The sequence below is a fragment of the Rhodococcus sp. Chr-9 genome (genome assembly GCF_000801125.1).
In the GTDB taxonomy this organism is placed as follows: Bacteria; Actinomycetota; Actinomycetes; order Mycobacteriales; family Mycobacteriaceae; genus Rhodococcus; species Rhodococcus pyridinivorans.
The window spans coordinates 153,002-164,986 of sequence record NZ_JTIZ01000106.1 but is presented as its reverse complement, the minus strand read 5'-3'; the positions used below and the strand labels follow the sequence as shown (position 1 = coordinate 164,986).

General features: G+C 69.0%; 11 protein-coding genes. 9 read left to right on the top strand and 2 right to left on the bottom strand.

Annotated elements, in window-relative coordinates; genetic code table 11:
• Nucleotides 1-31: 31 nt before the first annotated feature.
• The 6 genes from fdxA (at nucleotide 32) to QR64_RS16855 (ending at nucleotide 6,927) form a co-directional block, all read left to right on the top strand.
• On the top strand, nucleotides 32-355 hold the full coding sequence (fdxA, locus tag QR64_RS16880) for a ferredoxin (RefSeq protein ID WP_006550573.1): 324 nt from the start codon (nucleotides 32-34) through the stop codon (nucleotides 353-355).
• Between the two features lie 22 nt (nucleotides 356-377).
• Nucleotides 378-1,490, top strand: coding sequence for a succinyldiaminopimelate transaminase (dapC, locus tag QR64_RS16875; RefSeq protein WP_235367193.1), 1,113 nt, complete (start codon nucleotides 378-380; stop codon nucleotides 1,488-1,490).
• Nucleotides 1,491-1,539: 49 nt separating this feature from the next.
• Entirely contained in the window at nucleotides 1,540-2,244 is a 705-nt protein-coding gene (locus QR64_RS16870) for a hypothetical protein (protein WP_033097290.1), read from the top strand.
• Nucleotides 2,245-2,301: 57 nt separating this feature from the next.
• Entirely contained in the window at nucleotides 2,302-3,732 is a 1,431-nt protein-coding gene (locus QR64_RS16865; RefSeq protein WP_033097291.1) for an acyl-CoA synthetase, read from the top strand.
• Between the two features lie 171 nt (nucleotides 3,733-3,903).
• The gene (locus QR64_RS16860; RefSeq protein WP_006550569.1) at nucleotides 3,904-5,157 is read left to right on the top strand and encodes a PucR family transcriptional regulator; all 1,254 of its coding nucleotides are present in this window, start codon (nucleotides 3,904-3,906) and stop codon (nucleotides 5,155-5,157) included.
• 153 nt (nucleotides 5,158-5,310) lie between these two features.
• A complete protein-coding gene (locus tag QR64_RS16855) occupies nucleotides 5,311-6,927 on the top strand; it encodes a substrate-binding domain-containing protein (protein ID WP_235367192.1) in 1,617 nt (538 codons plus the stop codon).
• Here QR64_RS16855 and QR64_RS16850 read toward each other — a convergent pair.
• Nucleotides 6,896-8,233 (bottom strand): amino acid permease, encoded by a 1,338-nt coding sequence (locus QR64_RS16850; protein ID WP_220577881.1) that lies wholly within the window; start codon nucleotides 8,231-8,233, stop codon nucleotides 6,896-6,898. The genes QR64_RS16855 and QR64_RS16850 overlap by 32 nt on opposite strands.
• A 107-nt stretch (nucleotides 8,234-8,340) precedes the next feature.
• Complete coding sequence (dapD, locus tag QR64_RS16845; protein WP_006550566.1) at nucleotides 8,341-9,294, bottom strand: 2,3,4,5-tetrahydropyridine-2,6-dicarboxylate N-succinyltransferase; 954 nt, start codon at nucleotides 9,292-9,294, stop codon at nucleotides 8,341-8,343.
• A 98-nt stretch (nucleotides 9,295-9,392) separates the two neighbouring features.
• Between dapD and dapE the strand changes: the two genes are divergently transcribed.
• The 3 genes from dapE to QR64_RS16830 are packed head-to-tail and all read left to right on the top strand — an operon-like array spanning nucleotide 9,393 to nucleotide 11,837.
• Complete coding sequence (gene dapE / locus QR64_RS16840) at nucleotides 9,393-10,469, top strand: succinyl-diaminopimelate desuccinylase (protein WP_006550565.1); 1,077 nt, start codon at nucleotides 9,393-9,395, stop codon at nucleotides 10,467-10,469.
• A 10-nt stretch (nucleotides 10,470-10,479) separates the two neighbouring features.
• On the top strand, nucleotides 10,480-11,283 hold the full coding sequence (locus tag QR64_RS16835; protein WP_006550564.1) for a TIGR00730 family Rossman fold protein: 804 nt from the start codon (nucleotides 10,480-10,482) through the stop codon (nucleotides 11,281-11,283).
• On the top strand, nucleotides 11,277-11,837 hold the full coding sequence (locus tag QR64_RS16830; RefSeq protein WP_019288053.1) for a TIGR00730 family Rossman fold protein: 561 nt from the start codon (nucleotides 11,277-11,279) through the stop codon (nucleotides 11,835-11,837). Before QR64_RS16835 ends, QR64_RS16830 begins: the two co-directional genes overlap by 7 nt.
• Nucleotides 11,838-11,985 lie beyond the last annotated feature (148 nt).

Below are 11,985 nucleotides of genomic sequence, written 5' to 3'. Positions count from 1 at the left end.
GCGGGCTTACAGAGAGGCAGGGAGAACAGCAGTGACGTACACGATTGCGGAACCGTGCGTGGACGTGTTGGACAAGGCATGCATCGAGGAGTGCCCCGTCGACTGCATCTACGAGGGCGGTCGCATGCTGTACATCCACCCCGACGAGTGCGTCGACTGCGGTGCGTGCGAGCCCGTGTGCCCCGTCGAAGCGATCTTCTACGAGGACGACGTCCCGGACGAGTGGTCCGAGTACGTCAAGGCCAACGTCGACTTCTTCAACGATCTCGGCTCGCCCGGTGGCGCCGCGAAGCTCGGCAAGGTCGACTACGACCCGCCGTTCGTCAAGAATCTCCCTCCCATGGGCGAAGAGTGACGAACGGACCGGTGGAACTTTCGTGAGCACGCGTGTCCGCCGTTCGGTGGCGAAGAGCCTGCCGGACTTCCCCTGGGATTCCCTGACCGACGCGAGAACGAAGGCAGCGGCGCATCCCGACGGCATCGTCAACCTGTCGGTGGGCACACCGGTCGACCCGGTCGCCCCCGTGATCCGGGAGGCGCTCGTCTCCGTCGCGGAGGAGCCGGGCTACCCGACCACGCACGGCACCGCCGAACTGCGGCGGGCGGCCGTGGGTGCGCTCGAACGTCGCTACGGCATCACCGGTCTCGACGACTCGGCGATCCTGCCGGCGATCGGCACCAAGGAGATGATCGCCTGGCTGCCGTCGCTGCTCGGCCTCGGTGCCGACGATCTCGTCGTGATCCCCGAACTGGCGTACCCGACCTACGAGGTGGGCGGGCTGCTCGCCGGTGCCCGCATCATCCGCGCCGACGGGCTGACCCGCCTCGGCCCCGAGGTCGCGTCGCTGGTCTTCGTGAACTCGCCGTCGAACCCCACCGGCAAGGTGCTCGGACCCGACCACCTGCGCAAGGTCGTCGACTGGGCGCGCAGCCGCAACGCGATCGTCGTCTCCGACGAGTGTTATCTCGGGCTCACCTGGGAGTGTGAGGCCCTGTCGATCCTGCACCCGAACGTGTGCGGGGGCGACCACACCAACCTCCTCGCGGTGCACTCGCTGTCGAAGACCTCCAATCTCGCGAGCTACCGGGCCGGTTTCGTCACCGGCGACGCCGACCTCGTCGCCGACCTGCTCGAGGTCCGTAAGCACTCCGGCATGATGCTGCCGCTGCCGATCCAGGCCGCGATGACCGCGGCACTGAACGACGACGAACACGAGAACGCGCAGCGCGAGAAGTACCGCAAGCGTCGCGAGGTGCTCCTCGAGGCCGTGCGCGGCGCCGGCTTCACCGTCGACCATTCGGAGGCGGGCCTGTACCTGTGGGCGACCCGCGGTGAGGGATGCCGCGCGACCGTCGACTGGTTCGCCGACCGCGGCATCCTCGTCGCACCCGGCGAGTTCTACGGTCCCGGAGGTGTCCTGCACGTCCGGATCGCGCTCACCGCGACCGACGACGCCATCGACGCCGCCGCTGCCCGACTGCGCCGATAGAGCGCGCCGACGCACCGCTCAGCGAGCAGCTCGCCGGTAGATTGGCCCCGTGAGTTCGTCCGGTGAGGATCCGCTGCTGTGGGTGCTCTACGTCGCCGTGGTGGCCATCGCTGCGGTGAGCGCGTCACGCTCCCATGCGGGAAGTTCCGCGCACGCGACGACGCGATCGTTCTGGTGGCCTCCGCCGGTCGCGGCGACGATCCTGTGGTCGGTGGTCGCGGTGGCCTCGCTCGCGCGACTGGTCTTCCCGGGACTGCTCGACGTCTTCCGGCGGCAGCCGGTCCGCACCCGGGACTCGGGGGAGTGGTGGCGTGTCCTCACCGCAGGTCTGATCGAGGACGGCGGCGTGCTCCTCACCGTCGTGAACCTGCTGTTGCTCGCGGTGGTCGCCATCGCGATCGTGCGGGTGTGGGGGTGGTACCGCGCACTCGGGTTGTTCCTGGTCGGCCAGGTGCTGTGGGGGTTGTTCACCACCTTCGTCTTCCCGTCCGACGGCGCGGGAACAACCGGCGCGACGCTCGCGGCGGCCGCGACTCTCGCGGGACTGTGGCCGGTCGTCGGAGCGACACGCTCGCTGCTCGTCGCCTCCGCGGCGACCTTCCTTCTCGGTGTGGTCCTCGTGATCGCGGGCGATGCGCACGGCGTGGCCGTCCTCATCGGAATGCTGCTGGGCGCGGTCCTGGCCACCGTGCTTCCCCCGGCACATCTGGCGCGGACATCGATGTCCGCGGCGCGCGGCGACATCCACACCTGACCGCCACACCCGACCGCCCCCGCGAGGCTGCGGCATCGATATGGAATCGTGGCTGTCGTGTCTGCACTGCTTCGTTCGCTGAATCCGCTGGCCGTCGCGCGCGGCGACGATCTCCCGGACGTCGTCCGTATCGACGGCCACACCTTCTCCCGCAGCGGTCTGCTCGGCGCGGCCACCGCCGTCGCGGCGCGGGTGGCGCGCGCCGATCGGGTGGCCGTGCTCGCGACTCCGAGCGCGACCACCGTCGTCGCCGTGACCGGTGCCCTGCTCGCCGGGACGACCGTGGTGCCGGTGCCACCGGACTCGGGGCCCGCCGAACTCGCCCACATCCTGACGGACTCGGACGCGCAGGCCTGGCTCGGTCCGGCGCCGGAGGTGCAGCATCCCGACGTTCCGCAGTTGCCGAGCCTGCCGGTCCGCCTGCACGCCCGCGACTGGCACCACCTGCCCGAGCCGAACCCGGCGCGAATCGCGTTCGTGCTCTACACCTCCGGGACCACCGGCGCTCCGAAGGGTGTGCTGCTGAGCCGCCGGGCGATCGCCGCGGGCATCGACGCGCTCGCCGAGGCGTGGGCCTGGACCGAGCGCGACACGCTCGTCCACGGGCTGCCGCTGTTCCACGTGCACGGACTCGTGCTCGGTGTGGTCGGAGCCCTGCGGGTGGGCAGCCGGCTGATCCACACCGGGAAGCCCACTCCGCAGGCCTACGCCGAAGCGCAGGGATCCCTCTACTTCGGGGTGCCGACGGTGTGGACACGCGTCGTCGAGGACGAGGACTCCGCCCGCGCGCTCAGCGGCGCGCGACTGCTCGTCTCCGGCAGCGCGCCGCTGCCGGTGCCGGTCTTCGAACGACTGCGTGAGCTCACGGGACTGGTTCCGATCGAGCGCTACGGCATGAGCGAGACGATGCTGACGCTCAGCACGCGCGTCGACGGCGAGCGCCGTCCCGGCTGGGTGGGCACGCCGGTGGCCCGGGTCGAGACGCGCCTGCGCGACGAGCAGGGCCGCGACGTGCCCCACGACGGGGAGAGCATCGGCGTCTTGCAGGTGCGTGGACCGATGCTCTTCGACGGCTACCTGAACAGGCCGGAGGCCACCGCGGCCGCGTGGACCGAGGATGGATGGTTCGTCACCGGCGACGTGGCGGCCGTCGACGAGGGTGGATTCCACCGCATCGTGGGTCGCGAGTCGACCGATCTGATCAAGACCGGTGGGTTCCGGGTGGGTGCGGGGGAGATCGAGACCGTTCTGCTCGGTCATCCCGCGGTGCGGGAGGTGGCCGTGGTGGGCCTGCCCGACGACGACCTCGGTCAGCGGATCGTCGCGTTCGTGGTGCCCGCCGCCGACGGCCCCCAAGTCGACGGGTCGGAACTGATCGACCTTGTCGCACAACAGCTTTCCGTGCACAAGCGGCCCCGGGAGGTGCGTGTGGTGGGTGACCTTCCACGCAATGCGATGGGCAAGGTGCAGAAGAAGAAACTGGGCTGACAGGGTCGGTGGGGGGCGCCCGCGGGCAGGTTCCTGTCACCGGAACTTCGTGGAAAATCGGTCACAGGGGTTGCATGTGTCACACTGCGAGGCGGATTCTCTACTGCACCGTATGTAGATCTACTCACTTCGATGGGGGTTCGAGGGATGTCTGTAACGGATCAGGTCCGGGTGACCGGGCACGATCGTCGGGGGGACGGTGACAACGCTCCGCTCTTCCTGGTGGACGGGAAGCCCGCGTCCGTTCCGCTGCGCGATCTGCCCGCCGTGGCTCGCAAACTCGTGGCGCACTTCGCCGACAACGTGGCGCCGTGTTCGCTGCGACCGGGCGAATCGCTGCGCGGTGACGTCACCGAGGTCACCGTGCGCTGCCTGCGCATCGCGATCCATCTCCTCGACTCCGGAGAACTACCCTCCGACGCGGAACTCGCCGACCTGCGCAGCAGCGCAGCCCAGTGGGCCCGCGCCGGCTTCCGGCTCGAATACATGCTCCGGATCTATCACGAAGGCATCCGTCTCGGGTGGGAGCTGGTCACCGATCGGGCCCGGGAGGGCGATGTCTCCTCCGTCGCCGACGCGTCCCGCCTGTGGATGGCGCTGCTCGAGAAGGTCACCGTCGCCGCGACCACCGGTTTCGTCGCCGAACTCGACGCCATCCGCCGTGAACGCGACGTCGCCGCGCAGGAACTGGTCGCCGCGCTGCTGAGCGGGCAGGACGCCGCGGCCGTGGCGCAACGCTCCGGGCTGGTGCTCGCCGACACCTACACCGTGCTCGCGGTCTCGCTCACCCGACATCCCGACGAACGCAATCCGCACGTGCGGCCGGAGGTCGTCGCGCGGCGCACCCTGCGCCGGGTCGAGACCGAACTCGAGGCGATCTGCGAGGGCCGCCACCTCGCGATGCTCGGCCCCGAGGGCGGCACCGTCCTGCTCCCCGAATCGCCCTCGACCGAGGCGATCGAGGAATTCCGGCAGCGCATCGAGACCGTCGCGGGCGTGTCCGTCACGATCGCTCTCGTCCACGCCCCCGTACGGGAGGTGCCCACCGCGGCGAAGCAGGCCCACGAACTGCTCGATCTGGTGCGACGGCTCGGCCGTGCGGTCGGGGCCTACGGTATGCAGGATCTGGCCCTCGAATACCAGCTCACGCGGCCCGGACCGGCGCGCCGTCACCTCGCACGCGTCCTCGACCCGCTCGACGAATCACCCGAACTCGTCGAGACGCTGGAAACGCACATCGCCCACGACCTGAGCCGCCAGCTCACGGCCAAGACCCTGCACGTCCACGCGAACACTGTCGACTACCGCCTCAAGCGGGTCGCGCAACTCACCGGATTCGATCCCACCCGGCCCTCCGGACTGCGCCAGCTGCAGGCGGCGCTGATCGCTCGACGACTCGAACTGGAGAGCTCCGAACAGGGCTGATATCGCGTCGGATTCGGCTTCCCGAGGCGTGCCGGTCTATATCATCGGTCTCGGGCGACCGAGGGTCGTCACCCGGAGTGAGCACGAGGGGGCCGACGCATGGCGGGGGAGTCCGGACCGTCCGAGTCGGATCCGCCGAGCCGTCGTGGCGGCGTGAGTGGGGATGCACGGCCGGGCGAGGGTCGGGCGCGCTGGTTCGTCGTCGCCGTGATCCTCGTCCTCGCGGCCGGATCCGTCGCCTTCCTGTTCGTGGAGCGACGGAGTGGGTGCGACGACTCCGAGCGCTACACCGTGGCGGTCACCGCCGACCTCGCACCGGTGATCGAGGGGACCTCGGTATCCGGATGTACGGAGTTCGAGGTCGTCGAACAGGAACCGGGGGAGGTGTCGGCGCGACTGGCGACCGACGACGTTCCCGACCTGTGGCTCCCGGCGGGCGGTTGGTGGGCGTCGTGGGCGGGTGAGACCGCCACGGGCCCGGTGCGCACGGTGTCGACACCGCTGGCCACCACGCCGCTCGTGATCGCGGGTGCGCCGGGCACCGTCGAACCGGCGGCCGACTGGCAGGAGGCCCTGTCCGATCCCGGTCTCGTCTTCGGCAATCCATTGCGCTCCGGTCCCGCGGCAGGTGCCATCCGCGCCGTGCTGGCCGAGGCCGCCGACGATCCCGTCGCGATGGGCACGGTCCGTCCCGTCATGGCGCCGCTCGCCGAGCGGGAGGGGGTTCGCGACGAGGAGGTACCTACCGGATCGACCTTGCTCGAGGAGACCGTCGCCGATGGTGGGACGGTGGTGAGCACCGAACAGCAGGTCGAGACCTATCGCAGCGTCCACAAGCGCGAACTGGGCATCGAGGTACCCGTCACCGGGACGCTGCTCGTGGACTATCCGGTGGTCGTGACGGCGCGCGGAGAACGGCACGACGCCGCGGCGGCGGCCGCCACGGCGCTGACCGACGCGCTGCACACGTCCGAAGGACTCGACAGGCTGACCCGTCACGGCTTCCGGGACGGAGGCGGACGACCCCTGCCCGACGGCCGCGGTGCGGGAGCGGTGCCGGTGCTCGAACTCGACGACGAGACCGTCGCCGAGGAGGCGATGAACGTGTGGGCGTTGCAGGCGCTTCCCGTGCGCACCGTGTTCGCGGTGGACGTCTCCGCGTCGATGAACCGTGATCTCGGCGACGAGAGTCGGATCGAACTGGTCCGGCGCGCCGCGACCGCCGCCAACGAGGTCCTGCCCGGGAACGTCTCAGCGGGCCTGTGGTTCTTCGGTGGGGGAGTGAGCGACTACGCCACATTGCCGAACGACCGCGCCGAGGCAACGGGGGACTACATCGTGGCGGCACCGATCCGGCGCTTCGATGCGGTGGTGGACGACGGTACCCAACGCGACCTGCTCACCTCGCTCGTCGCGCAGATGGCCGGTACGGCCGACGAGACCACCGCGCTCTACGACACGATCCTCGCGGCCTTCCGGTACGTGCAGGACAGCTACGATCCGCGCGCGGCCAACAGTGTCGTCGTGGTGACCGACGGCGCCGACAACGGTTCCGCGATGTCGAAGGACGAACTGCTCGCGGTCCTCTCGAACGAGAACGATCCGTCCAGGCCGGTACGGATCGTGACGATCGGACTCGGTGAGGACGTGGACACCGCAACCCTCGAGCAGATCGCCGCGGCGACCGGAGGGGTGAGCTACCGGACGAGCGATCCGCTCGACATCACCGAGCTCGTGCTCACTGCGCTGGCCGATCGGACGGGTGGCTGACCGTCTTGTCGTCGTGGGTGCGGTGCCAGAGCAAGCCGAGCGCCGTGATGATCAGGAACAGCACGAAGGTCGACGCGAGCTGGACCCGGGCCGCGCTGTCGGACAGCATCAGCACGATGAAGCCGATGAGCATCGCGAGCGTGAACCAGCTGAGATAGGGGAACAGCCACATGCGCAGGCGGATGGTGCCTTCGCGCTCGAACTTGCGGCGCAGCCGCAGATGCGAGACGACGATGAACAACCAGATCGCGATGAGCGCCGATCCGACCGCGTTGAGCAGGATCCCGAGGATGGTGTCGGGCAGCAGCCAGTTGAGCCACACGCTGACGAAGCCGAAGAACACCGAGACGAGCACCGCGTTGCGGGGCACTCCGTGGTGGGTGAGCTTACTGAGCCAGGCCGGTCCGTCGCCGCCGCGTGCCAGCGAGTAGGCCATGCGGGAGGTGCCGTAGACGTTGGCGTTGAACGCCGACAGCAGCGCGATCACCACGACGAGTTCCATGAAGCCGGACACGTAGGGGATGCCGGCGATGTCGAGCACCGAGACGAACGGGGAGGTCTCACCGCTCGCCGCGGTCCACGGCAGCACGAGCACCATGATCGAGATCGACCCGAGGTAGAAGACCGAGATCCGCCAGACGACACTGCGCACGGCCGTCGCGATGGACCGTTCCGGATCCTTCGATTCGGCCGCGGCGATCGTGACGATCTCGATGCCGCCGAACGCGAAGGCCACCGCGAGCAGACCGGCCGCGACACCGGCGATCCCGTTGGGCGCGAAACCGTCGCCGTCGCCGAGCAGGTGCGTGGTGCCGACGGGTTCGGTGCCCGGAAGCAGACCGAACACGAGCAGGATGCCGATCACCAGGAACCCGAGGATGACCGCGACCTTCAGTGCCGCGAACCAGAACTCGAACTCACCGAAGTTGGCGACCCTCGCCAGATTGACCACCGCGAAGAAGGTGACGAACACCAGCGCGACCACCCATTGGGGTACGCCCGGCAGCCACGACTGCACGATCGCGGAGGCACCGGTGATCTCGACACCGAGCACCATGATCAGCATGAACCAGTACAGCCACCCCATGCTGAATCCGGCCCAGCGGCCGATTCCGATGCGCGCGTAGTGCGAGAACGAACCGCTCACCGGCAGCGCGGCACCCATCTCGCCGAGCATGCGCATCACGAAGATGATCATCACGCCGGCGAGCAGGTACGAGACGATGATGGCCGGACCGGCTGCGGCGATACCCACTCCGGAACCGAGGAACAGGCCCGCGCCGATGGCGGAGCCGAGTCCCATCATGGTCAGATGGCGGACCTTCAGGCCGCTCCCGAGATGTTCGGCCTCGGACGCGGGCCGCTGGGTTTCACTCACAGTTTCTCGGTTCCGAATCTGTTGTGGGTGCAGAGTCAGTCGTTGGCGTGCAGAGCCGCGTTCAGTTCGACTCCGCTGCCCTTGTTCGGCACGACCTCGACCGCGCCGCTCACCGAGTTGCGTCGCAGCAGGAGGTTGGACGCGCCGCTGAGGGTCGCGGCCTTGACGACGGTGCCGTCAGGGCCGGTGACCTTGGTACCGGCGGTGACGTACAGGCCGGCCTCGACGATGCAGTCGTCGCCGAGCGAGATGCCCACGCCCGCGTTCGCACCGAGCAGGCAGCGCTTGCCGACGGAGATGACCTCCTTGCCGCCACCGGAGAGGGTGCCCATGATCGAGGCGCCTCCACCGACGTCGGAACCGTCGTCGACGACGACACCCGCGGAGATGCGGCCCTCGACCATCGAGTTGCCGAGCGTGCCGGCGTTGAAGTTGACGAAGCCCTCGTGCATCACGGTGGTGCCGGACGCGAGGTGCGCACCGAGGCGGACGCGGTCGGCGTCGGCGATGCGGACACCGGCCGGAACGACGTAGTCGACCATGCGGGGGAACTTGTCGACACCGAAGACCGTCACCGGTCCGCGGATGCGCAGACGGGAGCGCACGGTCTCGAAGTTCTCGAGCGAGCACGGGCCGTAGTTGGTCCACACGACGTTCGCGAGCATGCCGAAGATGCCGTCGAGGCTGAGCCCGTGCGGCTGGACGAGACGGTGCGACAGCAGGTGCAGGCGCAGGTAGACGTCGTGAGTGTCGACGGGCGGCTTCGACAGGTCCGCGATGTCGGTGCGCACCACGACCTGCTGGACCTCGCGCGCCTCGTCGTGACCGGCGAGCAGGGCGAGATCGGACGGGATGTCCGTGCCCTCGAGTCGCGTCGTTCCGGTTTCGCTCGGCTCGCCGAGGGCGGGTGCCGGGTACCACGTGTCGAGGACGGTCCCGTCCTCCGTGATGTTCGCGATGCCTACTGCTGATGCTCCGTGTGCACTCACGGGTGAGAAGCGTACGCGAGGCGGTCCTGCGCCTGTGTCCCCCCTGAGAGAATCGTGTGCGGGGTCTGAGGAGCAGGCGCGTTTCGTATCGTGCAGGTATGCCCGTACCGCAGCTGGACCTGCACGCCGACCCCGTCGAACTGACCGCCGCGCTCGTCGACATCCCGAGCGTGTCGCAGAACGAGACGCTCATCGCCGACGCCGTGGAGACGGCCCTGCGCGAGCAGACCGACGGCTTCGAGGTCGTGCGCAACGGCAACTGTGTCCTGGCGCGGACGAACCGCGGACTCGGCAGCCGTGTGATGCTCGCCGGCCACCTCGACACCGTCCCGATCGCCGACAACGTGCCGTCGCGGCGCGACGGCGACCTGATGTGGGGCTGCGGCACCTCCGACATGAAGGCCGGCGATGCCGTCTTCCTGCACCTCGCGGCGACCGTCACCGATCTCGCTCACGACCTGACGATCGTGATGTACGACTGCGAGGAGATCGCGGCCGCGTACAACGGGCTCGGACGGATCGAGACCGAACTGCGCGACTGGCTCGACGCGGACGTCGCGATCCTCGGCGAACCCACCTCGGGTGAGATCGAGGCCGGTTGCCAGGGCACCCTGCGGGTGCGCATCACGACTGACGGTGTGCGGGCGCATTCGGCGCGCTCCTGGCTCGGCGACAACGCGATCCACAAGCTCGCTCCCGTGCTCGACCGTCTGGCCCGCTACGAGGCACGGTCGGTCGACATCGACGGTTGTGTGTACCGGGAAGGACTGTCGGCCGTGCACATCGAGGGCGGTGTCGCCGGCAACGTGGTGCCCGACGCCGCTGCGCTCGACGTGAACTTCCGGTTCGCCCCGGATCGCAGCCCCGACGACGCACTCGCGCACGTCCGCGAGGTCTTCGACGGTCTCGCGATCTCGATGGAACTCACCGACATGTCACCCGGCGCGCTGCCCGGACTGTCGAACCCGGCCGCGGCGGCGCTCGTCGAGGCCGCGGGCGGGAAGTTCCGGGCCAAGTACGGTTGGACCGACGTCTCGCGGTTCGCCGCGCTGGGGATTCCGGCTGTCAACTACGGGCCGGGCGACCCGAACCTCGCGCACAAGCGCGACGAGCACGTCGAGGTCGGGCGGATCACCGAGGTGACCTCCGTTCTGCGCTCCTATCTCACCCGATAACGTGGCCGCCATGTCCGGCGACAACTCCTCCTCCGAACGCGGCTCCCGGCGCGAGGTCGTGCACCAGGGCCCGGTGCAACTGCGCGGCTCTCTCGCCCGCGAGGCGACGACGATGGACCAGCGGCTGCTCGATCGCCGCGGCCCGTCCGACTGGGTGCACACCGATCCGTGGCGTGTGCTGCGGATCCAGAGCGAGTTCGTCGAAGGCTTCGGTGCGCTCGCCGAGGTGCCCCGCGCCGTCACCGTCTTCGGATCGGCGCGCACCCCGGCCGGTCACGAGGAGTACGAGATCGGCCGCGAGCTCGGCGCCGCACTCGTCCACGCCGGATACGCCGTCGTCACCGGTGGCGGTCCGGGCGCGATGGAGGCGGCCAACCGCGGTGCCAGCGAGGCCGGGGGACTGTCGATCGGACTGGGGATCGAGCTGCCCTTCGAACAGGGCCTCAACGAGTGGGTCGATCTCGGCCTGAACTTCCGGTACTTCTTCGCGCGCAAGACGATGTTCGTGAAGTACTCGCAGGCGTTCGTGTGCCTGCCCGGGGGTTTCGGGACGCTCGACGAGCTGTTCGAGGCACTGACCCTCGTGCAGACCCGCAAGATCACGCAGTTCCCGATCGTGCTGTTCGGTTCGGAGTACTGGAACGGTCTGGTGGGCTGGCTGCGCGAGACCCTGGTCCGCGGCGGCAAGATCTCGCCCGCCGACCTCGACCTGCTCTTCGTCACCGACAGCGTCGAGGAGACGGTGGACATCATCCTCGAGGCGCATCGCGGCGAGGACGAGAACGAACTGTACGGAAACGGGAGTGGATGGTAACCGAAGCTCTGTCGGTCTGTGTGTACTGCGCGTCGGGCCCTGTTGACCAGAAGTTCCTCGAACTCGCCGCCGCTGTCGGCACCGAGATAGGCCGACGGGGCTGGCAGCTGGTCTCCGGCGGCGGCAACGTATCGATGATGGGCGCGGTCGCCGACGCGGCCCGCGCGGCCGGCGCGCACACGATCGGGGTCATTCCGAAGGCACTCGTGCACCGCGAGGTCGCGGACGTCGACGCCGACGAGTTGATCGTCACCGAGACGATGCGCGAGCGCAAACGCATCATGGAGGACCGCGCCAACGCCTTCCTGACCCTGCCCGGCGGCATCGGAACCCTCGAGGAACTGTTCGAGACGTGGACCGCGGGGTATCTCGGTATGCATGACAAGCCGGTCGTCCTGCTCGATCCCACGGGCCACTTCGACGGCCTGCTCGGCTGGCTCGGGTCGATGGTCGACACCGGCTTCGTCGCGCAACGCGCACTCGACGGTCTCGCGGTCACCACCGACCTCGCCGACGCGCTCGACCGTTGCGCTGCGCCGTACGCGACGGTCTGAGGTGTTCCACTTCGCCGCGCGCTTATCTACTCTTCGGTAAGTTCGGGGGAACGCCGTGGGTGTCGCCCGAGCGAGCCCGCCCGTCCCCAACGTCGCCGTGAGGAAATCTGTCGTGACCACTCGATCCGATCGAGGCAATGTCCCCGTC